Origin of the sequence: Microbacterium sp. KUDC0406 (assembly GCF_021582875.1) — a bacterium.
GTDB lineage: Bacteria > Actinomycetota > Actinomycetes > Actinomycetales > Microbacteriaceae > Microbacterium.
Map to the genome: position 1 here is coordinate 2,631,034 of NZ_CP091138.1, position 23,674 is coordinate 2,654,707.

At 68.4% G+C, this 23,674-nt stretch carries 18 protein-coding genes and 4 pseudogenes; 6 read left to right on the forward strand and 16 right to left on the reverse strand.

What is annotated here, in order from left to right; all coding sequences use genetic code 11:
- Positions 1-105: 105 nt before the first annotated feature.
- The 5 genes and pseudogenes from L2X99_RS13060 to L2X99_RS13080 all read right to left on the reverse strand — a co-directional run bounded on the left by L2X99_RS13060 (position 106) and on the right by L2X99_RS13080 (position 4,335).
- A complete protein-coding gene (locus tag L2X99_RS13060) occupies positions 106-906 on the reverse strand; it encodes an alpha/beta fold hydrolase (protein ID WP_236135222.1) in 801 nt (266 codons plus the stop codon).
- Positions 907-964: 58 nt separating this feature from the next.
- Positions 965-1,945: an SRPBCC family protein gene (locus L2X99_RS13065; RefSeq protein ID WP_236126354.1), complete on the reverse strand. Its 981-nt coding sequence runs from the start codon at positions 1,943-1,945 to the stop codon at positions 965-967.
- Between the two features lie 176 nt (positions 1,946-2,121).
- Positions 2,122-2,454: pseudogene (locus L2X99_RS13070) on the reverse strand (ArsR/SmtB family transcription factor); the annotation flags it as partial.
- 157 nt (positions 2,455-2,611) lie between these two features.
- Positions 2,612-2,836, reverse strand: a complete 225-nt coding sequence (locus tag L2X99_RS13075) for a hypothetical protein (protein WP_236126353.1) — start codon at positions 2,834-2,836, stop codon at positions 2,612-2,614.
- A gap of 287 nt (positions 2,837-3,123) precedes the next feature.
- On the reverse strand, positions 3,124-4,335 hold the full coding sequence (locus L2X99_RS13080) for an MFS transporter (protein ID WP_236126352.1): 1,212 nt from the start codon (positions 4,333-4,335) through the stop codon (positions 3,124-3,126).
- A gap of 403 nt (positions 4,336-4,738) precedes the next feature.
- Between L2X99_RS13080 and L2X99_RS13085 the strand changes: the two genes are divergently transcribed.
- The 4 genes and pseudogenes from L2X99_RS13085 (at position 4,739) to L2X99_RS13100 (ending at position 8,573) form a co-directional block, all read left to right on the forward strand.
- Positions 4,739-6,256, forward strand: coding sequence for a hypothetical protein (locus L2X99_RS13085; protein WP_236135223.1), 1,518 nt, complete (start codon positions 4,739-4,741; stop codon positions 6,254-6,256).
- A 77-nt stretch (positions 6,257-6,333) separates the two neighbouring features.
- The gene (locus L2X99_RS13090) at positions 6,334-7,002 is read left to right on the forward strand and encodes a hypothetical protein (protein ID WP_236126350.1); all 669 of its coding nucleotides are present in this window, start codon (positions 6,334-6,336) and stop codon (positions 7,000-7,002) included.
- Positions 7,003-7,390: 388 nt separating this feature from the next.
- Positions 7,391-7,552, forward strand: a pseudogene (locus L2X99_RS13095) (AAA family ATPase); the annotation flags it as partial.
- 118 nt (positions 7,553-7,670) lie between these two features.
- Positions 7,671-8,573, forward strand: a complete 903-nt coding sequence (locus tag L2X99_RS13100) for an ATP-binding protein (RefSeq protein ID WP_236135224.1) — start codon at positions 7,671-7,673, stop codon at positions 8,571-8,573.
- A gap of 16 nt (positions 8,574-8,589) precedes the next feature.
- On the opposite strand, the gene L2X99_RS13105 is transcribed toward L2X99_RS13100, so the two are convergent.
- Entirely contained in the window at positions 8,590-13,380 is a 4,791-nt protein-coding gene (locus L2X99_RS13105) for an NAD-glutamate dehydrogenase (RefSeq protein ID WP_236135225.1), read from the reverse strand.
- A 206-nt stretch (positions 13,381-13,586) separates the two neighbouring features.
- On the opposite strand from L2X99_RS13105, the gene L2X99_RS13110 reads away from it, so the two are divergent.
- Positions 13,587-14,633, forward strand: a complete 1,047-nt coding sequence (locus tag L2X99_RS13110; RefSeq protein ID WP_236126348.1) for an FUSC family protein — start codon at positions 13,587-13,589, stop codon at positions 14,631-14,633.
- Positions 14,634-14,678: 45 nt separating this feature from the next.
- Entirely contained in the window at positions 14,679-15,446 is a 768-nt protein-coding gene (locus L2X99_RS13115) for a hypothetical protein (RefSeq protein ID WP_236135226.1), read from the forward strand.
- 452 nt (positions 15,447-15,898) lie between these two features.
- Here L2X99_RS13115 and panB read toward each other — a convergent pair whose 3' ends face one another.
- From panB to L2X99_RS18390, 10 genes and pseudogenes are all read right to left on the reverse strand, one after another.
- Complete coding sequence (gene panB / locus L2X99_RS13120; RefSeq protein WP_236126346.1) at positions 15,899-16,768, reverse strand: 3-methyl-2-oxobutanoate hydroxymethyltransferase; 870 nt, start codon at positions 16,766-16,768, stop codon at positions 15,899-15,901.
- Positions 16,765-17,148: an aspartate 1-decarboxylase gene (gene panD, locus L2X99_RS13125; RefSeq protein WP_236126830.1), complete on the reverse strand. Its 384-nt coding sequence runs from the start codon at positions 17,146-17,148 to the stop codon at positions 16,765-16,767. The genes panB and panD overlap by 4 nt, the downstream gene beginning before the upstream one ends.
- The gene (panC, locus tag L2X99_RS13130; RefSeq protein ID WP_236126345.1) at positions 17,148-18,014 is read right to left on the reverse strand and encodes a pantoate--beta-alanine ligase; all 867 of its coding nucleotides are present in this window, start codon (positions 18,012-18,014) and stop codon (positions 17,148-17,150) included. Before panC ends, panD begins: the two co-directional genes overlap by 1 nt.
- Positions 18,011-18,988, reverse strand: coding sequence for a Rossmann-like and DUF2520 domain-containing protein (locus L2X99_RS13135; protein WP_236126344.1), 978 nt, complete (start codon positions 18,986-18,988; stop codon positions 18,011-18,013). The genes panC and L2X99_RS13135 overlap by 4 nt, the downstream gene beginning before the upstream one ends.
- 127 nt (positions 18,989-19,115) lie before the next feature.
- A pseudogene (locus L2X99_RS18670) lies at positions 19,116-20,992 on the reverse strand (ABC1 kinase family protein).
- A gap of 5 nt (positions 20,993-20,997) precedes the next feature.
- On the reverse strand, positions 20,998-21,573 hold the full coding sequence (locus L2X99_RS13150; RefSeq protein WP_236126343.1) for a PadR family transcriptional regulator: 576 nt from the start codon (positions 21,571-21,573) through the stop codon (positions 20,998-21,000).
- A 71-nt stretch (positions 21,574-21,644) separates the two neighbouring features.
- Complete coding sequence (locus L2X99_RS13155) at positions 21,645-21,983, reverse strand: HepT-like ribonuclease domain-containing protein (RefSeq protein ID WP_236126342.1); 339 nt, start codon at positions 21,981-21,983, stop codon at positions 21,645-21,647.
- Positions 21,980-22,318, reverse strand: coding sequence for a nucleotidyltransferase family protein (locus tag L2X99_RS13160; RefSeq protein ID WP_236126341.1), 339 nt, complete (start codon positions 22,316-22,318; stop codon positions 21,980-21,982). Before L2X99_RS13160 ends, L2X99_RS13155 begins: the two co-directional genes overlap by 4 nt.
- A gap of 142 nt (positions 22,319-22,460) precedes the next feature.
- A complete protein-coding gene (locus L2X99_RS18385; RefSeq protein ID WP_329608024.1) occupies positions 22,461-22,958 on the reverse strand; it encodes an MFS transporter in 498 nt (165 codons plus the stop codon).
- 170 nt (positions 22,959-23,128) lie between these two features.
- A pseudogene (locus L2X99_RS18390) lies at positions 23,129-23,662 on the reverse strand (MFS transporter); the annotation flags it as partial.
- Positions 23,663-23,674: the final 12 nt, after the last annotated feature.

The following is a 23,674-nucleotide window of genomic DNA, read 5'->3' on the forward strand; positions in this document are numbered from 1 at the left end:
AGAAATGCGCCAACCTCGGACAGAACCCCGCGGTTCATCCGCAGCACGGGCACATATCCGCGCGAAGCGCCCGCAGGCGTCCCGCGCGAGCCCGCCTCGTGTGCGTCAGCCCCGCTCGGACGTGAGGAATTCGGTCGCCGCGTCACGGAACCCGCAGGATGCCGGGGTGTTGAAGTGATGCCGCCCGGGGACCTCGACCAGACGGCCCTCCGGGGTCACCTCGGCGAGGCGACGAGATCCCTCCAGAATCGTGTCCTCGGTGCCGGTGACGAACAGCACCGGCACCTGCGGCGCGTTCTCGGGGTGCGCGATGATCGCGTCGTTGCGCATGCCGCGGGCGAGGGCGAGCAGGGCGGGCAGGTCGTTGCCCGGCACGCGCTCGGTCAGCTCGATGTACGACGCCGTGACCGGATCGGTGATCGGCGCGCCCGCGTCGAGGTGCGCCTGCACCTCTTCCAGCACGATGCGGTCGAGAGCGGTGCCGTCCGGTACGCCGCCGAGCACGGCCCGGTCGATGCGATCCTCGAGGTCGATCATGACCTGCCATCCGACGCGTCCGCCGAGCGAGTAGCCGAGGTACGAGGCGGTGTCGACGAGATAGGTGTCGAGCACCGTCTCGACGTCGGTCGCGAGAGTGCCGAGGCTGTACGCGCTCGCCTCGTGCGGCTTCTCGCTGCGGCCGTGGCCGCGCTGGTCGATGCCGATCACGCGCAGACCGGATGCCGCCAGGCGGCGTTCCAGACCGGTGAGCACCCAGTTGTCGTGGGTGTTCGACGCGAACCCGTGCACCATGACCACGACCGGCGCGTCGAGCTCGCCCCAGGTGTACGTGGCGAGGCTCGTCCCGTCGGTCGCGTACACGCGCTGAGGGTCGGGCATCTGCAGTTCGGAGAGCGGAAGGGCCATGACATCATTCTGCTCCCGTGCCGGTTCGCGCCGGCACGGGAGCAGAACAGGGCGGATGCTACGGCACGAGCACCGTCCGCTCGAGGCGGTCGTATCCCGCCTCCATGCCGTCGATCATGCCCGTCGCGAGGATCATGTCGCGCGTGTCCTTGTCGGGGTACTCGATGAGCAGCGTGATGAGGGTCGCGCCGTCCTCCTCGTACAGGCTGAGGTCGTTCAGGGTGCTCGGCCCCTCGGTGCCGATCATCATCTCGGTGGTGACCGCGCGGCGCGGGGCGTCGATGAGCAGCACGTCGCCCTCGAAGCCGAACGGCTCGCCCTCGGTGTCTCCGACCGGCGCCCACGAGGTGCGGTAGTGCTGGCCGACGGTGTCGGACGGCGTCGCCTCCGTCATCACCCAGCCGTCGGGTCCGGTCATCCACTGCTTGGTGAGCTCGGGGTCGAGGTGTGCTCGCCAGACCAGTTCGCGCGGGCCGTTCACCAGGCGGGTGATGCGCACGTGGGTGTCGTCCAGGTATTCCAGGCGGGTGCCCTTGCCCTGGGCGTACTCGCGCAGGTCGTGCAGCACGGCGTCGAGCTGGCCCATAGCCTGGCGGGTGCCCTCGATGACGCCCATCTCGACGACCTGCTGCAGCGCCTCGACCGAGTCGAAGTGGCTGACGCAGACCATGCGCGTGCCGCCGTCGGTCTCGGTGAAGTCGTAGGTCATGCGCATCGCGGGGAAGCCGTCGAGCGGTTCGCCGGCATCGTCGACGAAGGAGTCCAGCGCCTCGAAGCGGTGCGGAGCCTCGATGGTGAGGAACTCCCAGCGGCCCGAGGACTTCTCTCCGTGCGGGCTGGTCATGTGGTACTGCGCGAAGCCGCCAGGCCGGTGGTCGAAGCTCGTGAACGTGGCCGGCCAGCCCGGAGGGCCCCAGAAGCGCTCGAGCTGGCGCGGGTTCGAGTACGCGTCCCAGACGCGATCGACGGATGCCGCGAACTCGGCGGTCACGGTGAGGGTGAGAGCCTCGGGGTCGTTGGTGATGTCGATGACAGGCATTGTCATTCTCCTTGTTCCGGTCGTGCGGTTTCGTTGTGGGCCCCTGAGCTCGTCGAAGGGTGGGTCCCTGAGCTTGTCGAAGGGTGGGTCCCTGAGCTTGTCGAAGGGTGGGTCCCTGAGCTCGTCGAAGGATGGGGCCCTGAGCTTGTCGAAGGGTGGGTCCCTGAGCTTGTCGAAGGGCCGGCCAGCAGGTCGTCGAGTCGGGCGATGCGCGAGCGCCAGAGTTCCTCGTAGCGCGCGAGCAGTGCCTTGGCGCGGGCAATCATGTCGGGGTTCGCGCGGACCAGCCGCTCGCGTCCCTCGGCGCGCTTGACGACCAGCCGTGCCTCTTCGAGGACGGCGACGTGCTTCTGGACCGCGGCGAACGACATGTCGTAGTCGCGGGCCAGCTGGGAGACGGACTGTTCGCGATCGATCGTCCGGCGCAGGATGTCGCGCCGGGTCGACGTCGCCAGTGCGTGGAACACACGGTCGATCTCCGTCTCACTCAGTTCTGTTTGTGCAACCATTTGGTTGTACGTTACGACGAGCGGATGCCGGTGTCAAGACCTGTTCACGGATTCGCCGCAGCACACATCGGGGGCCGACACGCCAGATGTCGGACGCTTTCGCGGCATCCGTCCGACATCTGGCGTGTCGGCCCCGGAAATGTAACGCCGGCCCTGCTCACCGCACCAGCGACCGCAGCCTCCGCACCGCCACCGACAGCGTCGCCAACCCGTCGCCGTCCTCCGCGACAGCCGCGGCGAGCGCCTCGTCGAGCACACGCCGGGCCGATGGGCCGCCCTGCTCCAGCCATGCCTCGATCCGGGCATCCGGGTCGGTCGCATCGGTCTGCTGCGCGATGGTCGCGGTGAGTTCGATCATCACGGCGTACAGGTCGTCGCGCATGGTCGAAGGCGGATGCCGCCGGCATCCGAGCCGTCCACCGACACCGCCGGCCAGCGGATCATCCGCGCGATCGACGCCGAGGCGATGCGACCGGGCGAACTCCAGGTATATCCAAGACCATCAAGGCCGTTAGGCGGGGCCGATGATCGAAACCATTGAGAGCAGACGATCGCGGCATTCTCAGTGCCTCTCATGAGCGACCGGTCCTCAGCGCTGCGATCTTCACCTCCGATATCGGGCATGGAGCCGCCCTGCGATCGCGGACGGCTCCATGCCAGGTCGGCTGGCTAGGCGACGGTCTTATCCCGCCCCGCGTTCAGCGCTCCCGCGACGAGAAGGAGCAGCGCGGCGCTTACGGCGGTCCAGACGATTGCGGTTGGAGCGCCAGCCAGCTGCAGTCCGACGCCGATGAGTGCGCTTCCGGCCGCTGAGCCGAAGTTGTGGCTGGTGTTCACCCAGGTCGTCGCCGAGTTCTGCCGACGCTCGCCACCCATCGTGCCGGCGGTCATGTATCCGACGATCATGATCGGTGAGAAGAACAGACCCGCGACAGCCAGGATCACCACCACAGCGACCGCGCTGGAGAAGAAGGTCAGCGCCATGAGCACCGATGCCATCAACAGCGTGAGCACAGCGAGCTGACGGAAGGGACTAGCTGACAGACGAAGGCGCCCGAAGATCAGGCCGCCTATCGCGCTTCCTCCGGCGAAGCAGCCCAGCGCGATACCCGCTGCCGTCGAGCCCCCGTTACCCGAGAGGATGTCAGGCACGGCGACGCTCACCGCACCGGACAAGCCACCCGCGATCAGCACCGGGATCACGATCGTGAGGAAGCGTCTCTCCAGGATCAGCGGACGCTGACCCCGATCACTCGTGCCCGCTCTCGCGCGCGTCCCCATCTCACCCACTGCTGAGGTGGAGACGAAGAGCAGCCCTCCGACGAGAACCAGCACGGCAGGGCCGAACAGCACAACTTCCGGGCTCGCGACAGTCAACGCGAGCCCCGCCACTGCCGGACCGGCCAAGTAGAGCAGCTCTTCGACGACCGCGTCCAAGCTCATGGCGCGCTTGAGAAGCTCCCCTTCACGGGCGAGCGATGACCAGGCGACTCTCATCGTCGGCCCGAGCGGCGGCGCGACCACTCCCGCCAAGGCGCTCAGTGCCAACAGCAGGATCCCGCCTGCCGAAGAGAGAGCCGCGACGGCGATCGCGCTGATCGCCGTCGAGAAGAGGACCACCAGGATCGTCAAGATCCTGCGGGCACCGAATCGGTCGATGAACCACGCTCGCACCGGTGCGAGGAAACTCGCGCCGGCACCATAGAGCGCGATCGCGGCACCGGCTTGAGCAATGGAGCCTGTCGCATCGGTTACGGCGTACAGCAGGGGGAGAAAGACGAGGGCGTATGCCGCCCGTCCGATGAGTGCAGTCCCGAACGTGACGGGGACTCTGGGCAGTTTGAGCACGTCGAAGTAACGTGCCTCCGAAGTGGATGGCATGGAAGAACCTCATGCTGAAGAGCACGCGGAGCGTGCTGGTGAATATGGATCGGTGAGGTGACGCGACCAGAAAGCCGCCGCTACCGATCAATCACAGGCATGAAGCATGAGCACACTCTAAGCGATCGCGAGCGCCGTGACCGCCCGCGGCCCATACGCAAGCGCCACAAGGGCTCTCGTGAAGTGATACACAGTGTCGCTTCACCGCGTTTCTGGCGCCTTGGGACTGCTGCACACTTGCCGTCCGCATGAATGTCTGACTGGCGCGACATACTGTTTCCAGATGTTCGAGTAAGCGCTACTGTGCGCGATCGACAGAGGGGACAGCACAGTGACTGGAGCTACGGCGCAGCAGCTGCTTGAGCGGCACACGGATTCCTCATGGCGGGGTCGTTTCCTCGACGTGTCGGATCTCGTCGAGGTCCTCCGGGACTGCATCATCGGAGACGAATACTCCATTCCGGACGATCTTAACGAGTCCATCGTCCTTACCGAAGCGGGAAATCGGCTCAAGAGCAAGCTCATCCGCAAGGAAGATGTCCCCGCGAAGGAAGCACACCTCATGTGTGCGCTGTCCATCGGCCATGACGAGGTCTTCATCGATGTGGCGGCCACCGATATCAGTAGTCTCGTTTCTTCGATCTCGCGTCAGATTCGGGAAGGGCTGATCCGGTTCCCCTTCATCTACTGGCGGCATCTGTACGACGCGTTCTCGGACCAGTTTGAGGAAGAGCAGGACTCGTTGACGTCCGAAGAGACGATCAAGATCCTCAATGCCATACCGACGGGCGTCTTCCAGTACGGCAGATTCGTGATTGGCCCTGCCGGGCTCTCGGAGTCCACTCACACCCGAGCGCTCCGATTCTCCAAACGGGTTCCTGCGTACCATTGCAGCGATCCAGTGTGCAGGGACCTCCACTTCGTCGTGCTCAGCACCAGCCACAAGGCAGAAATCAACGCGCACCGGCACAAGCTGGTACGCGTCCTGGAGTCGAACGGTGAACCGGAAGCGGACTGGTCAGGTCTCGCGATGGAGCTCAATCGGCTGAGTGAAAGCCACTTCGGGAACCACTGGATCTCGCCGATGGTGACGTTGCTGGGTGATGCGCTCAGCGACGAGGAGCTCACCAAGCTTGCCGCCTCGTTGGGCCGCCCCAGCATCGATGGGGGTCGCCCCGAGTTGCTTGAGTCAATACTGCAGGTGAGTGACCAGTCAATCGCAGCGAAGCTCGACGAGCTTGTAACCTCCGGAGAGATCACCGTGCCTGAGGGCGAAGTCCGCCGACCAGTCTCAACGGCACATCTTCGCTCCGGCGCGTATCGACTACAGCCACAGCTCGGCACGAGAGGCGTCCGGTTCGTATCTGGCGATCAGGGTCTTGCGACACTGCGCGAGCGGGAACTGATCAAGAAGCTCTATCTCACGGACAACGAGCATGAACGCCACGAACTCGATTGGCAGTTGCGCTCGGTAGACGGCGTGTCTCTCGAGACTCGCCTGGATGAATTTCTCCGCACGCGGTCGCCGCAGGAGGCCCTCGCACGGTTGGTTCTGACGCGCAGCAGTAGTGCGATTGCGGCGAGCGAAGTGGTCGGGCTTGGGGACCTCGACGGGATGAGCGACGATGAACTCATTGCTCGGTTAGCGTGGAAGCTTGGCTTCGAAGTGGACGACGCAGACGATAGTCACGCAACCTTCTGGCGCCAGCACGAGAAGCTCGCGGCCACAGTGCAAAGTTGGCTTGGCTCTGGCCCAGGAGACACGAACGAATTCAAGGGACAGGCCTCGACGTACTTCTTCTCCTCGAAGGCATCCTTGAGGAGAGTCTGGCGTTTGCCTCTTGGGCGCTACTCCGCGATCACATCGCGGCGGCACGACCGTTCAGTTACGACAACGAAAGTGATCGTCGATCTGGGCTAGACCTTCTTCAATCAACTTCTGCAGATTGGACCGAGAAGCGGCCGAAAGAGACACTTCGATTCACAGGCCGGCTCACGATGTACTCCCTGGTGCGCGGGTTCGGCGTGCTCGCTGACGCGCTCAACGCAGTGCGGAGCCGGTCGGTTGACTATGTCAGGCCTTCCGACGACTTCCCTGATTTCGCCACCCGCAGTGCACTTCAGAGCTTTCCCTTCGAATCCACCCGCCCTTTCCTGGATCTCGCGGGCCACAGCCGTGAACGTGTGATCGAAGGGCTCAACGAGGTGGAAGCGACACTTGACGCCGAGCAGCTGTCGCGTGTCAGAAATGATTACTCGCACTATCGCCGGACTTCACCGGAGCTCGTTGCCATGGAGGCCACGCTGGAGTCCGTCGGACGTGCTGTACGGGCCATCGAGAACCTCGGCTTCGGACTCAATCTGTGCACGCCTTCGACCGAGACCACCGACCAGTGGGGCCGCCGAAGCATCACGTTTGTTGGGCCACGGAGCCTCACACACGTCTTCGCGCGTCCGTCGAGTCTCGAATGGGTCGGACTACCGTCGCTGCGGTCCCGTCAATACCTTGTCCGCTCGGCCGCCTTTGACGATGCGAACGAGGTCCTTCGTTTCGAGCGTCGTTACGACGGCGAGTATGCAACGCTGTGGGATTCCTACCCCCGTCCTCGGAAGAAGTCTGCTCCGACGATTGACGGAACGATCGAGCCCCATCCACTGGGCGCATAGCCTGCCTCTCCGTGAGGAACGGATTCTCCATAGGGGGCGCTCGCGCTTTGCGTCGAGCGCCCGAATCCTGCGGAAAGTGTTACGACAAAGCCGTGCCGATCAACGGCTGACCGACGCTAGTCGTGACATCCAGTGTCACTTCACCGTGTTTCCGACATTCCTGTCGGGGCGAGCCTCGCGGTCCCTCGTGGCGCCGCTCGGCACGAGCGGCCGCAGCCTCCGCACCGGAGTTCGTTGAGCTGTTCATTACAACACCGCTCAAATGTTAAATAGAGTCCTGCTCATCTGTTAGATTGGGCCGGTGGACTACACGAGACGGTCGATCGATGACGACCTCGACGAGCTGTTCCCCCACCTGGCGGCCATCGCGATCGAGGGCGCAAAGGGCGTGGGCAAGACGGCGACAGCCACGCGACGGTCCAGAACGGTCATCTCCCTCAATCAAGCCAGAGACCGCGAGCTTGTCGGCAGCGACGCCGACTACATCATCGAGCGCGAGGCACCGGTCTTCATCGATGAATGGCAGCTCGTCCCAGAAGTATGGGAGCGGGTCCGTACTGCCGTCGATGAGGACGCAAGCGGTGGGCGATTCCTGCTCGCCGGATCCGGCGGGGCTTGCATCCGACGTGCGGATCCATTCGGGCGCAGGGCGCGTCGTCCGGATACCGATGCGCCCCCTGTCCTTCCACGAGCGCGGTGTCGCCGCGCCGACGGTGTCGTTGTCTGGACTGCTCGCAGGACGACAGGAGATCTCCGGGCGCACAGATGTCGATATCGAGGTCTACGTCGACGAGATCCTCCGATCCGGGTTCCCCGGGATCAGGAACCTCCCGGATACCCCGCGAAGGGTTCAGCTGGACAGTTACCTGAATCGGATCGTCGATCGTGATCTGCCGGAGAACGGTGTCTCCGTGCGGCGACCGGCCGCACTCCGCGCGTGGCTGAATGCCTACGCAGCCGCGACCGCTACGGATGCGTCCTATTCGACGATTCTGGATGCCGCCACTCCCGGTGAGGGTGACAAGCCGACGCGGCAGACCGTCGCCACCTACCGCGAACAGCTGCAACGGCTGTTCGTCCTCGATCCGCTTGAGGCCTGGCATCCGGCGCTCACACCTCTGAAGCGGCTCACGAAGGCACCGAAGCACCACCTCGTCGACCCGGCTCTCGCTGCGCGAGTCGTCGGCGTCGGGAAGGACGGACTGCTCCGCGGCGAGGGCGAGCGCGTCGCTGCCGAATCGGGAACCTGGCTCGGCGCCCTCTTCGAATCTCTCGTCGCCCTGAGCGTGCGAGCATCGCTCGGTATCACCGGCGCTCGCGCGTACCATCTGCGCACGGCGAACACCGAGCACGAGATCGATCTCGTCCTCGAAGGCGAGGACCGCAAGGTGGTCGCCATCGAGGTCAAGCTCGCAGCCACGGTCAGCGACCGGGACGTGCGCCACCTCAACTGGTTGAGGGCCGAGATCGGTGATCGCCTGGTGGAGCGGGTCGTGGTGACGACGGGGCGGGACGCGTATCGGCGACGCGACGGCGTCGCCGTGGTGCCGCTCGCACTCCTGGGCCGCTGACCTGCCCCGGCCCCGCTCACCGCACCAGCGACCGCAGCCTTCGCACCGCCACCGACAGCGTGGCCAGTCCGTCGCCGTCCTCCGCCACCGCCGCGGCGAGCGCCTCGTCCAGCACACGCCTGGCCGAGGGGCCGCCCTGCTCCAGCCAGGCCTCGATCCGGGCATCCGGGTCGGCCGCGTCGGTCTGCTGCGCGATGGTCGAGGTGAGCTCGATCATCACGGCGTACAGGTCGTCGCGCATGGTCGCGCGCGCCATCGACCCCCAGCGGTCGCCCTGCGGCAGGGCCGTGGCCTTGGTCAGCATCCGCTCGAAGCCCAGGCGGGCCGAGAGCGCGAAGTACAACGCCGCCAGCTCGCGCATGTCCCAGCCGCCCGCGCGCGAGCTCTCCGCGACATCCAGCAGCGGGAAGGCGTCCAGGATGCCGGCCGCGTGCCCGGCCAGTTCGGCCGGGACGCCGGCGTCCTCCAGCTGCTGCACCCGGCTCGTGTAGCGCTCCAGGTCGGCACCGCGCTGCAGCTCACCGAGCTGCGCCCACAGCGACGTCACGGGCTCTCGGAGGTCGTCGATCTGCCGGCCGATGTCGAACGGGTCGGAGCGATGCTGCATGAACCACCGCGCGGCCCGGTCGAGCAGCCGCCGGAACGTCAGGTACAGGTCGGTCTGCACGGCGGTGGGCACGAGGTTGTCGGTGGCCTCCACCGCGATGACGAAGCTGCGCAGGTCGAAGATCTCGCGCACCGCGACGTATGCCCGGGCGATGTGCACGGTCGACGCCCCGGTCTCCTCGGCCGCGCGCGATGCGAATGTGATGCCGCCCCGGTTCACCATCGAGTTGACGACCGCGTTCACGATGATCTCGGTGCGCAGCGGATGCGCGTCCAGGTCGGCCCCGTACGCCTGCCGCACCTGCTCGGGGAAGTACTCCACCAGCGTGCTCTCGAACCACGGGTCGTCGGCCAGATCGCTCGAGGCCAGATCGGCCTTCAGCGCGAGCTTCGCATAGGCGACGAGCACCGAGAACTCGGGACGTGTGAGCCCGCGGCCCTCGCCCGCACGCACCTGCACCTCGGCCGTGGTCGGGAGGAACTCCAGTTCGCGGTCGAGTTCGCCGCGCTGCTCGAGCCAGCCCATCAGGCGCTCGTGCACCGGCAGCATGACGGCGGCGTTGGCGCGCGAGTTGCCGAGCAGCACGTTCTGCTCGTAGTTGTCGCGCAGCACCTGGACCGCGACCTCGTCGGTCATCGACTGCAGCAGCTCGTCGCGCGCCTCCCTGTCCAAGCGCCCCGCGCGCTCGATCGCGCCGAGCAGGATCTTGATGTTGACCTCGCGGTCGGAGGTGCCGACGCCCGCCGAGTTGTCGATGGCGTCGGTGTTGATGCTGACCCCGGCGAGCGCCGCCTCGATACGGCCGCGCTGGCTCACGCCGAGGTTCCCGCCCTCGCCGACGACCCGCAGGCGCAGGTCCCGCCCGTTCACGCGGATCGCGTCGTTGCCGCGGTCGCCGATCTCGGCGTCGGTCTCATCGCTCGCCTTGATGTAGGTGCCGATGCCGCCGTTCCAGAACAGGTCGACGGGCGCGAGCAGCACGGCACGCTTGAGCTCGAGCGGCGTCATCGTCTTCACCGCCGGGTCGATCCCCAGCGCCGCCGCCATCTGCGGCGTCACGGAGATCGACTTCAGCGACAGCGGGAACACCCCGCCGCCCTCGGAGATCAGCGACCGGTCGTAGTCGTCCCACGACGACCCGGGCAGCTCGAACAGGCGCTGCCGTTCGGCGAAGGATGCCGTGGCATCCGGCTCGGGGTCGACGAAGACGTGCCGGTGGTCGAAGGCGGCCACCAGGCGGATGTGCTCGGAGCGCAGCATCCCGTTGCCGAACACGTCGCCGGACATGTCGCCGACGCCGACGACGGTGAAATCCTCGGTCTGGGTGTCGAGGCCGAGCTCGCGGAAGTGCCGCTTGACCGACTCCCACGCGCCGCGCGCGGTGATGCCCATGGCCTTGTGGTCGTAGCCCGCCGAGCCGCCCGAGGCGAAGGCGTCGTCGAGCCAGAACCCGTAGTCCGTCGAGATGCCGTTCGCGATGTCCGAGAACGTCGCGGTGCCCTTGTCCGCGGCGACGACCAGGTAGGAGTCGTCGCCGTCGCGGCGCACCACCCCGGCGGGCGGCACGATCTCGGTGCCGACGCGGTTGTCGGTGAGGTCGAGCAGACCGCGGATGAAGGTGCGGTAGGCGGCTTTGCCGCCCTCCAGCCACGCGGCGCGGTCGCTCGGCGCGGGCAGCCGCTTGGCGAAGAACCCGCCCTTCGAGCCGGTCGGCACGATGACGGCGTTCTTCACCATCTGCGCCTTCACCAGCCCGAGCACCTCGGTGCGGAAGTCCTCGCGGCGGTCGCTCCAGCGCAGACCGCCGCGGGCCACCTTGCCGAACCGCAGGTGCACGCCCTCCACCTCGGGCGAGTACACCCAGATCTCGGCCATCGGATGCGGCTTCGGCAGACCGGGCACGCGCCGGCAGTCGAGCTTCATCGACACCCACGGCTTGGACGAGCCATCGGATGCCGGCTGGTAGAAGTTCGTGCGCCAGGTCGCGCCGATCACGCCGATGAAGGTGCGCAGGATGCGGTCGTCATCGAGGCTGGAGACATCGTCGAGCGCCTCCAGCAGGGCGGCCTCCGCGGCATCCGCCTGCGCATCCCTGTCACCGGTCACGGCGGGATCGAAGCGCAGCTCGAACAGCCGCACCAGGTCGCGGCTGAGGCCGGCGTTGGCGACGAGTGCCCGCTCGATGTACTCGACCGAGAACGCCGACCCGATCTGCCGCAGATACATCGCGATCGAGCGCAGCATCACGATGCGGCGCCAGTCGAGTCCGCCGAGCAGGACGAGCGAGTTGAGCCGGTCGCTCTCGGCGGCGCCGGTCCAGGACGCCGCGAACGCCGCCTCGAAGTCGGCGCCCCACTCGGGATCGTGCCACCGCTCCGACCCGTCGGCGTCGAGATCGGGGGCGACGAGACCGAGGTCTGAGATGTAGCGCACCTCACCACTCGGCAGCGTGATCGTGTACGGGCGCTCCTCGACGACGTCGACGCCGAGGTCGGTGAGGATCGGCAGCACTCGCGTCAGCGGGTACTCGCGGTGTGACAGCAGCGTGAGCACGCGCTTGTCGGGATCGCCCCGCTCCGGCACGTTGAGGTGGACGGCGAAATCCTGCTCGTCGAGGGTCTCGAGCAGCGCGATGTCGTCGAGCGCCTCGTCGGGGCGGACGGATTCCTTGTACGCCAGCGGGAACGCGTCGCTGTACTGCGCGAGCAGTCGCGCCGTCTCATCCTCACCGTGGGTGCGGTCGAGGGCGTCGACGAGACCCTCGTCCCAGCCGCGGACGGCCTCGACCAGCTTCGCCTGCAGAGCGGACTCATCCACCTCCGGCAGGGACGACCCGCGCGGCACGCGCACGACGAAGTGCAGCTGCGCGAGCGGACCGTCGCCCACGCGCGTCGCATGGTCGATGCTCTCCGCGGCGAACTCCGTGCGCAGCAGGTTCTCGATGCGCAGGCGCAGCACGGTGTTGTACCGATCCTTCGGCACGTAGACCAGAGCGGAGACGAACCGGCCGAACTCGTCGCGACGCAGGAAGCTGCGGGCGCGGCGGCGCTCGCGCAGGCGACTCACCTCCGACGCGACCTCCAGGAGGTGTTCCGGAGAGTCCTGGAACAGTTCGTCACGCGGGTAGTCCTCGAGCACCTGCAGCAGGTCCTTGCCGGAGTGCGACATCGGCGAGAAGCCGGATGCCTCCAGCACTGCCCGCACCTTGGTCGACACGATGGGTAGCGTCAGCACCGACGCGGCGTACGCGGCAGAGGTGAACATGCCGAGGAACCGGCGCTCGCCGGTGACGTTGCCGGCATCGTCGAACATGCGCGCCCCGACGTAGTCCAGGTACACGTCGCGGTGCACGGTGGCGCGCGAGTTGGCCTTCGTGATCGTGAGCAGACGCGGATCGCGCGCCGTGCGCTGCGCCTCGGGGCGCAGGTGGGCGACCGCGGTGGTGGGCTTGCGCAGGATGCCGAGGCCGCTGTGCGCCACGGGGACGAGCACCTCCTCACCGCTCTCGTCGGTCTTCAGGTCGTACTCCCGGTAGCCGAGGAACGTGAAGTTGTCGTCGGCGAGCCAGCTGAGGAAGTCGATCGACGGAGAGATCGTCGCGGGATCGGCCGTGGTCGGAGGCGCCGTGCGCAGGTCGGTGACGATGTCGAGGCAGGCGCGGCGCATCGCCTGCCAGTCGTCGATCGCCGCGTGCACGTCGGCGATGACGGCTGTCAGACGCTGCTCGAGGTCGGTGCGGCCCTCGTCGGTGGGGATCCGGTCGACCTCGAGGTGGATCCACGATTCGAGCTCGCCCCCGCGAGCACCGATCTCGAGGAGCGTCCCGTCGTCGCCGCGGCGCACCTCGATGATCGGATGGACGAGCAGGTTCACCGCGAGTCCCTGGCGTGCGACCGCCGCGGTCACCGAGTCCACGAGGAACGGCGCGTCATCCGTGCAGATGTTCACGATGGTGCGCCGCGAGCTCCAGCCGTGCTCGCTGACCGTCGGGGTGAACACGGCGACGCGGGTCTGGCCGCGGTCGCGTCGGGCGGCGAGTTCGCGCATCGACAGGGCTGCACCCACGATGTCGCGCGGATCGCGCTCCGCGATGTCCTCCGGGTCGAGTCCGGCGACGAGGCGCTGCATCCCGGCCCGCAACGCCGGGTCGAGTGCGTCGAATGCCTCATCGAGTGCTGCGGATGCCGTTGTCTCGCCCATGAGCGTCGTCCTGTCTCGCGCCCCCTGTGCGCCCCCACTCTGGGACGCATGCGCGTCGCTTCGAGTCTATTCAGCGGAGGCGGTCGCCGCTCGGGCCACAGCAGGGGCTGACGGGCAACTGATCTCTGCGGTCCCTCCTTGTTCTGACCGCACGACGGAGGCTCCGCGCCGTCTCGACAGGGCGCCGCGGTGTCTACGCTTGATATATGGCGGAATCTCGCGGGCGGGTGTGGACGGGCGTCATCAGAGTCGCCCCGTCTCGCGGTGACCACCGCGTCGCGCTGCGAGCCGCCGTCAGCGTCGGGGTGCCGCTGCTGATCCTGTGGGCGGTGGGGCGACTCGATCTCAGCATCTACGCCAGCTTCGGCGCGTTCGCGGCGCTCTACGGACGCACCGACGGCTTCGGCGATCGCCTCCGCATGCAGGCGGGAGCCGGAGGGGTCCTGGTGCTGGCGATGCTCGCCGGCACCGGATTGTCCGTCGTCGGTGCGCCTCCGCTGGTGTCCGTCGTCTCGGTCGCCGTGGTCGCATCGCTGGTCACACTGCTCGCGTACGCGATGCGGTGGCATCCGCCGGGCGCCCTGTTCGCGGTGTTCGCGATCGGGGCGACGGCGAGCATCCCGGCATCCGGTATCGCGTTCGTGAACGTGCTCGTCGTCGGCGTCGGGAGCGTGCTCTTCTCGCTGCTGGTGACCGCGCTGCTGGCGACGGCCAGTGCCCGCAGTCTTCCCGAGATCGCGATCACCAGGGCCAGGCAGCCGATCGGGGATGTCGCCTGGGAGATGGCGGTCACGGTCGGCGCCGCCACCCTGCTCGGCGGCGCGATCGGGCTTCTGCTGGTGGGGTCGCACTGGTACTGGGCGATGGTGGGTGCGGCCGCCGCCGTCAGCGGCGCGCACCTCACCGCGCGGGTCATCCGGGGCGTGCAGCGGCTGGTCGGCACACTGGCCGGCGTCCTGATCGCCGCTGGGATCCTCGCGCTGCACCTGCCGCCGCTGGCCGTCATCCTGATCGCGATCGCCTTCCAGGCCTGTGCGGAGATGTTCGTGGGACGCAACTACGGCATCGCGATGGTCTTCATCACGCCGCTCGCACTGCTCATGGTGGAGCTCGCGGCGCCGACCTCCATCGACGTGCTGCTGCGGGACCGGGCGCTGGAGACCGTGATCGGAGTGGCGGCGGGAACCCTGATCGCCGTGATCTCTGCGGCGGTGCGCCGCCGACAGGCACCGCCGACGCACCCCGGTCGTTGAGCGAGCGAAGCGAGACGAAACGCGTCGACCCCGCAGACTGGGGAGATGGATGCCACGCTCGCCTCGCTTCCGGCGGATGCCGATCACCGCACCGCCCAGCGTGTGTTCACGGATGCCGGATGGACGCCTGGCGGAGCAGGAGACTGGGCCATCGCACTGCGCGCTCCGGACGGGTCGGCGGCCGTGCGGATCAGCCCGTTCGATCCGACCGGCCCGTACACCGCCGAGCTGTACCGCGCGGCGGTGCACACCCGGCTGGTGCCCGAGCTGTTCGCGCATCGGCGCCTGGCAGGAGGTGGTGATCTGCAGCTGATGGAGTGGCTGACCCCGGTCGACGAGGCGGATGCGACGGCGTTCCACGGGCTGATCGCCGAGCGCGACGAGGCGGTGGCGGAACTCGTCGACCTCATCGACGGCATCCATGCCAGGGCGCTGCGCGAGCTGCCCTGGTGCGGGCCGCTCGACACGAATCCGTCGAACGTGATGCGCGGGTCGGACGGGCGGCTCGTCGTCACCGACCTGTTCTACGCCGACGGGCCGGCGCTCTACGCGACCGCGGGGAGCGACCCCGACCTGCTGGTCGCCCGCATCCCGGAGCCGGAACGGCGCTTCCTCACCGAGATCCCGCTCGCCGCGTCCGGCCCCTGGGACGACGCATCGCGCGAGCAGATGCGCCGCCGGCATCGCGGAGGCGGATGCCCGGCTGTCGCATCCCCTCGGTCGTTGAGCGAGCGGAGCGAGACGAAACGCACCCGCCCACCGGTCGTTGAGCGAGCGAAGCGAGACGAAACGCACCCGCCCACCGGTCGTTGAGCGAGCGAAGCGAGACGAAACGCACCCGCCCGCCAGACACCTCACGACGTTCCTCCTCGCTCCTCCGTCGCTCGCTCAACGACCGAGAGATGGTTCGCCCACCGGTCGTTGGGCGCGCGAGCTCATCGACCGAGATGGTTCGCCCACCGGTCGTTGAGCGAGCGAAGCGAGACGAAACGCACTGCGCCCGCCAGACACCTCACGACGTTTCGTCTCGCTCCTTCGTCACTCGCTCAACGACCGAGAGATGGTTCGCCCACCGCCCGTTGAGCGAGCGGAGCGAGACGAAACGCGCTGCGCCCACCAGACACCTCACTCGCTCAACGACCGAGATGGTTCACCCACTGGTCGTTGAGCGAGCGAAGCGAGACGAAACGCACCCGCCCGCCAGACACCTCACGACGTTTCGTCTCGCTCCTTCGTCGCTCGCTCAACGACCTGAATGGGCGAGATCACCGCTCCGCGAGCAGCCGCTCCAGCCGGGCGACCTCCTCGGCCGGCATCCCGTAGGTGTGCTCGACTGCGGGATACGCGCGCGAGCGCACCTCGTCCGCATACTCCCGCACGCCGTCGACGGCGGCGCCGCGCAACTCGGCATAGCGCTTCACGAACTTCGCCTGGGGTCCGTCCAGCAGACCGAGCAGGTCGTGGAAGACGAGCACCTGGCCGTCGGCATCCGCTCCGGCACCGATCCCGATCGTGGGGATCCGCAGCAGCGACTGCAGCGCCCGGGTGATCTCCGCGGGCACCGCCTCGAGCACGATGAGCGAGCATCCGGCATCCTGCAGCGCGAGCGCGTCGTCGATCACGGCGAGGGCGCCCTCGGCGGTGCGCCCCTGCGCGCGGTAGCCGCCGAGCGCTGTCGCGGTCTGCGGAGTGAGCCCGACGTGCCCGACCACAGGGATACCCGACGCCACGATCGCCCGCGCACGGTCGACGGTGGTGCCGCCGCGCTCGATCTTGACCAGGTCGCAGCCGGCCTCCTTGACGAAGCGCTGCGCCGTCTCGATCGCCAGAGAGTCGGATGCCTCGTACGATCCGAACGGCAGATCGCCGACGAGCAGGGCGCGGGACAGCCCCCGCCGCACCGCGCGCGTGAGCATGAGCATCTCGTCGACGGTGACCGGCACAGTGCTGTCGTAGCCCAGCACGGTCATCGCGCCGGAATCGCCGACCAGCACCATGTCGACGCCGGCGGCCTCGGCGATCTGCGCGCCGGGGTGGTCGTAGGCGGTGACCATGACGATCGGGTCGCCGGCATGCTTCTTCGCAACGAGATCGCCGAGCGTCAGGCGGCGATCCGGCGCCGGGTGTGCGCTCATGCCGTCACCAGTTCGCCGACGAGGTCGTCCACCCGGACGATCCGGTTGCCGCGATCAACGTGCACGACGGTCGGCTCGTACTCGGCCAGATCCTTGCGCGAGTACTCCGCGTACGAGATGACGATGATCGTGTCGCCGGCGTGCACCAGCCGTGCTGCGGCGCCGTTGACCTGCATCGCGCCGGATCCGCGCTCGCCCTCGATCGTGTAGGTGACGAAGCGCGATCCGTTGTCGACGTCGATCACGTGCACCTGCTCGTGCGGCAGGATGTCGGCCGCCTCGAGCAGGTCGGGGTCGACGGTGATCGAGCCGACGTAGTTCAGGTCGCTTCCGGTGACGGTTGCGCGGTGGATCTTGGACTTCAGCATGGTGCGTCGCATCATGCGCCGCCTCTCGGGTCTGCGGAACGGAGGATGTGGTTGTCGATGAGCCGCGCCGCGCCGACGCGGGCGGCGACGGCCAGCAGGGCCTCGCCGTCGAGTTCGGTGACCGGGCTCAGGTCGTCGAGGTCGCGCAGCTCGACGTATTCGGGCTCGATGTCGGCGTGTGCGAGCATGCGGCGCACGGCTCCCGTGAGGGTCGCCGCATCGCGCACGCCCGAGGCGGCCAGGGCGGCCGCGTCGTCGAGGCCCCGGTTCAGCGCGGTGGCCTGGCGTCGGGCATCCGCGTCGAGGTAGACGTTGCGGGAGCTCATCGCGAGCCCGTCGGACTCCCGCACGATCGGGCACGCCTCGATGCGCACATCGAGGTTCAGATCGCGCACCAGCCGGCGCACGACGAGCACCTGCTGCGCGTCCTTCTGACCGAAGTAGGCGACATCGGGGGTCACGATGTTCAGCAGCTTCGTGACGACGGTGGCGACGCCGTCGAAGTGGAGCGCACCGCGGCTCGCGCCGTCGAGCACATCGGTCAGACCCGAGACGTGGATGCTGGTCGCGAAGCCCTCGGGGTAGATCTCGGATGCATCCGGGGCGAAGAGGAGGTCGACACCTTCAGCCTCGGCCATCGCGGCGTCGCGCTCCTCGTCACGCGGGTACGATCCGAGGTCCTCGTTGGCGCCGAACTGCGTGGGGTTGACGAACAGCGAGACGACGACGAGGCCGTTGGCCTTCCGCGCTGCGCGCATGAGCGAGAGGTGCCCTTCGTGGAACGCGCCCATGGTCGGCACGAGGCCGACGGATGCTCCGGTCTTGCGCGACTCGGCGACGGCGGCGCGCAGCTCGGGGATGGTGCGGATGATCCTCATGCGACGCCTTCCGGTCGTTGAGCGAGGGAGCGCAGCGACCGAGACGAAACGCCGTCAGCTCCGCCAGAGACCTCACCACGTTTCGACTCGCTCCGCTCGCTCAACGACCGGGTGGTCGCCTCACAATCCGCTCCGCCCGGAACCTCGCTGCGTTTCGACTCGCTCCGCTCGCTCAACGACCCATCCCCCGCGAGGGAGCGCAGCGACCGAGACGAAACGCCCTCAGCCCTCCTGGGAACCCCACCAGGGGAGGCGAGGAGGCGGGTGGCGGAGACGAGCTCGTCGAACAGCGCGGCGAGCTCGGGCCGCGCGGCGGCGACCGCACCGCGCTGACGGGCGACGGTCTGCTCGTCCCCGCGGGAGATCGGACCGGTCAGAGCCGACGCCGCCCCCTGCTCGGCCCAGTTGTCGACGGTCCGGCGGACGAGCGGTGCGAGCAGTTCGCGAGAGTCATCGAGGCCCGCACTGCGTGCGATGTGCTCGGCAGCGTCCAGCACGGCAAGCACGAGATTCGAGGCGAAGGAGGCGGCCGCGTGATAGCCCGCCCGATCGTCGACCGCGAAGGGCCGCGCGCCGAGCGCCTCGGCGAGCGCGGTCGCGACGGCGAGGGCCTTCGGAGTGCGGCCCGCGACGGCGGCGCCGATGCCGTGGAACACGTCCGGCTCCTCGGATCCGGTGAAGGTCTGCAGCGGATGCAGGCTGAAGTCGACGTCGTCGAGCCCGGTGGCGCCCGAGACGTGGCCGATCAGCGTTGCACGATCGCGCGCCCGCGCGGCAGCATCGGCGATCGCAGCATCCGGAACGCACAGCAGCACAATCGCGTCCTCCCGGATCTCTTCGTTGCGACCGAGGGGTCCCGCGACCTCCACGTCCGCCGCGCGCAGCGCGCGGGCGAGCACACCGCCGAGGCGGCCGGCGCCGATGATGGCGACCGTCCGCGGGCATGACGGAACGGATTCAGAGGAGGGGAACATTGCGGGTTGAGTATCCCGCCGTCGCCCGGTCCGTCAAAATCAGAGAGCAATCAGCCCACCTGATAGGCCGACCCACTTGGCATCTTGACACGTGGTTGAGGAACTGGCTTGGTCTATTGATCTCGAGCTAGGCGCGCGGCCCGAACAGCCCCGCCGCGAGCGCGTACAGCAGCGGCACCGCCGACACTCCCATCAGCACGCCGCCCCAGGCCGGACTCGTGGGCAGCAGCAGGATGCCGCCGATCAGCAACCCGGCGAACAGAACCGCCCCGACGGCGCGGCGCACGAGCAGTTCGAGGCGCCCCATCCGCCGTTCCAGCCTGCTCAGGTCGAATGTCAGACTGCCCTGCTCGAGCCTCGTGATCGCCGAGTCGATGCGCCCCGGCATCCGCCACAACACGCCGGCGTTCTCCAGCGCCTGCTTGGCGAGATCGCCCACGACGTTGCCGCTCTCCTCACGGAGCAGCCGCTTGGCGTAGGGCTCGACCGCGTCCCACACGTTGAAGGCGGGGTCGAGGCCACTGCACATGCCGGATGTCAGCGACACCGCACGGAACAGCATCAGCAGCCCCTCGGGCAGCTGGAACGGCATGGTGCGCACGACATCGCCGAACTCGACGGCGAAGTCCTGCAGCTCGTGCGGGTCGACGTCGCGCAGTTCGGCGAAGCCCATACCGCCGAAGCGCGCGAACAGCGTGCTGAGCGCGCGCTCGAGCTCGGCGTTCTGTGCCGAGGGCAGCAGCACGCCCATGTCCTGCGCGGCGGCGACCAGCTTCGCCCCGTCGCGCGCGGCGACCGCGATCACCAGGGCGCGCAGTCCGTCGCGGATGCCGGCCGGCACCTCGCCCATCATCCCGAAGTCCACGAACGTGAGCCTCCAGCGCACCCCTCGTTCCGGTTCGGATGCTTGCGGGTGGTCGCCCCGGTGACCCGCATCCCTTGAGACCGGAACTTCGGGGAACCGATCCCCACCTGCTCCGGTCTCACTCGTTGCGGGTGTTCGGCCGAAACACCCGCATCGATTGAGACCGGAGCCGGGGAGGCACCGCCCGCGAGGGGCGTCACGAAGATGTTGCCCGGATGCGGATCGGCGTGGAAGAACCCGTGCGTGAAGAACTGGTCGAACATGACGTCGGCGAACTCGCGCGCGACCTCGGACGGGTCGATGCCGGCCGCGCGCAGCGCATTCGTGTCGTTGATCTTGATGGCCGTGACGTCGGCGAGCGTCAGCACCCGTCGCGTCGTCCGCTCCCACGCCACCGCCGGCGCCGCGACGCGCGGGTCGCCCTCGAAGTCGGCCGCGAACCGCTCGCCGTTCGCGGCCTCGTGCAGGTAGTCGACCTCTTCGAGGCTGGTGCGGGCGAACTCCTCGACGAGCGCGGGGGCGTCGACGCGCTCGCGCACGATGCGGATGCGGCGCAGCCATCCGCCGACCTTCCGCAGCGCGGCGAGGTCGGTGTCGATGATGTCGTCGATGCCGGGGCGCTGCACCTTGACGACGACGTCGGCGAACCCGGCATCCTCCGCCGCGGCGGCCGAGAGCCGGGCGCGGTGCACCTGACCGAGCGAGGCCGCGGCGACCGGCACCTCGTCGAACCGGTCGTAGGCCTGGGCGAGGGTGGTGCCGAGCTCGGCCTCGGCGAGCGCGCGGATGTCGGGGAACGGCACGGCCGGCACCTCGTCCTGCAGTCCGGCGAGCTCCTGCGTGACCTCGGGCGGCAACACGTCGAGGCGGGACGAGAGGAACTGTCCGACTTTGATCATCAGACCGCCGAGCTGCACCGCGAGGTCGTGGAAGCGCCGCGCGATGCGCAGCATCCGATCGTCTCGTGTGCGGTCCGCGAGGCCCGCGAATCCGATGCGCGGCAGCACAAGCTCGAACCACCACACCTGCACGAGCACGCGCGAGGCGAACGCCAGGATGCGGCGATAGCGACGCCCACCCGGTCGCCCCGCGAGCGAAGCGAGACGAAGCGCTCTGGGATCGTCGATGCGCTGCTCCATTCCGATCAGTCGGCGGCGAGAATCGCGTACAGCTTACGGCGGGCGTCCTCCAGCACCTCGACCGCCTGCTGCACCTGCTCGGGCGAGCCGGTGCGGCCGACCTGCGCGGCTGCGGCTGCGAGCTCCATGCCGGCCTTGGGAAGGGCGGCGAGGTGGGCGCCGGGGCGGGACGCGGATGCCTCCCATGGGGCCTGCTTGTCGTCGGCGGTCGCCTCGCGACCGGCATCCGTCAGTGAGTAGGTCTTGCGGCCGTTGTCCTCCACGGCCTCGATGAGACCCTCGTCGGCGAGCAGCTGCAGCGTGGGGTAGACCGAGCCGGCGCTCGGCTTCCAGGTGCCGCCGCTGCGCTCGGAGATCTCGTTGATGATCTGGTAGCCGTGCATGGGCTGTTCGGCGAGCAGGGCGAGCACGGCGGCGCGCACGTCGCCGCGGCCCATGCGCGGGGTGGGCACGCGCTGCTCGAAGGCGTTGCGCAGCTGCTCCATCGCCTCCCAGATGGCGGCGCCGGGGCCGCCGCGGCCGCCGGAACCGAAGTCGAAGGGGGAGTTGCCGAACCCGTTGGAAGAGAACGAACCGTTCATGATGGCCTCCTCGGTCGATAGCGAACGATGGTTAACGATATATCGGTAAGTGTCGTTCGGGAAGAGGACCTTCAGTGATTCCACTCCTCGTCCAACAGCTCAGCCAGTTTCGGGAAGCTCACGGACACAGTGCGCCAGAGAAGTTCCTGGTCGATCCGGTCGTAGTGGTGCACGACGAAGTCGCGCGTGCGCGCAGCCGCCCGCCACATCGGATGCCGGAACCGATCGCCCGTCGCCGAAGTGAGGCGCTTCGCGAGGTCACCCACCCTGTTCACCAACGCCTCGAAGGCGAGGGGAATCGCCGGGTCCTCCGCGTAGGCGTCCTCCCCACGCGCCACGAGCATCGCTGCCTGTGACAAGGCATCCTCAAGCTCGCCCAGCCAGCGCTCGATGCGGTCCTGGTCGTTCACAGCCGCACCGCATCGGAAAGGATCGCCGTGTCGCGCTCAGCGTCGAGGGCGTTGATCGAGATCACCGACACCGGCAATTGCAGCAGCACCTCCATGTCCATCTCGAACTGGGCGAGATCGAACAGCGTGACGCCGCCGCCCGGCGTCACCAGCAGATCGACGTCACTGTCGGGCCCGGCTTGGCCGCGCGCCACCGACCCGTAGACACGGACGTCCTCAAGTCCCGCCGCGCCGGCGAGACGCTCGATCACCGGCTTCAGCTTCCGCAGGCGCTCGAGCGTGACGACGTTCTGCGGCTGAGCATCGAGCAGCTCTCGATACCTGAGGATCGGCACCAGCGCGGCCTCTGGCTTGCGGTGCGCACCGATGATGACGACCGGGGCGTCCGGAGCGGTACGGAAGTCGACGAGAAGCCGCGTGAGTCCCGCACGGGCCTCGGAGACAGGCAGAACCTCCATGGACGACCTCCTGTACAGATTATTGTACAGATCTCGTCGGCCAGCGCCCCTCCAGCACGCCCGCGAAGAGGATCGCCACCAGCCCCGCGATCGGCACCACCAGCAGGCCGGTGCGCAGGCCGGCGTTGTCGGCGATGAGGCCGACCAGGGGCGGGGCGAGCAGGAATCCGAGGCGCAGCAGCCACGACACGATCGTCAGGCCCGCACCGTGCCGCAGGCCGGGCAGTTCGTCGGCGGCCTGCAGCGCCGCCGGGATCAGGGTCGCGACGCCGAAGCCGGCGGCTATGAATCCGACGATCGTGCCGGGCACCGTGGGGAACGCGAGCGCCAGCCCCATGCCGACGGCGACGATCACGCCACCGGCTCGCGCGATGGTGCGCTGCCCGAACCTGTCGACGAGGCGGTCGCCGACCAGGCGTCCGACGAACTGGGCGCCGACAAGAGAGATGTAACCGACGGCGGCGAGCGCCGCGGGTGCGCCGAGTGAGCTGCCGAGGTACAGGGTGGCCCACGACATGCCGGCATCCTCGACGACCGCGCCCGCGATCGCGATGAGCACGAGGGCGAGCAGGATGAAGACGGTGCGGGCGCTGACGCGCGGCTTCGTGTCTGCCACGGCGTGAGGCGCGTCGGGCGCCTCCCCGCCTCGTCGCGGCCCGGCAGGCAGAGCCGCGCGGCGACGAGCGACACGGCCACGAAGATCACCGCCGAGATCGACAGGTGGATACCGAGGGGCAGGCCGAGCGCGATCGCCGCGGCCGCCATCGCCCCGCCGAGCACGGCGCCGGCCGACCAGATGGCATGGAAAGAGTTGATGATCGAGCGGGAGTAGCCGCGCTGCACCCGCAGGCTGTGCGCGTTCTGGGCGACGTCGGTGATCGAGTCTGCGGCGCCGCCGAGCAGCAGCGCGAGGGCGAACAGCACGGCGGAGGGCGCGAGGCCTGCGGCGAGCAGGCTCAGGCTGACGACGACCGTGCCGACCACGGCGACCCGCGCCGAGCCGAACCGGCGCACGAACATCGCGGCGGTGAGCCCGGCGGCGATCGCCCCGGCGGGGAACGCCGCGATCGCGAGGCCGTAGGTGGCGGCATCCAGCCCCAGTGCCGACTTGATCTCGGGATAGCGCGGCAGGATGTTCGCGAACAGCGCGCCGTTGGTGAGGAACAGCAGCGCCGTGCCGAGCCGGGCGCGACGCAGGGCGAGGGAGGGCGACGAAGGCATCCGTTCAACGCT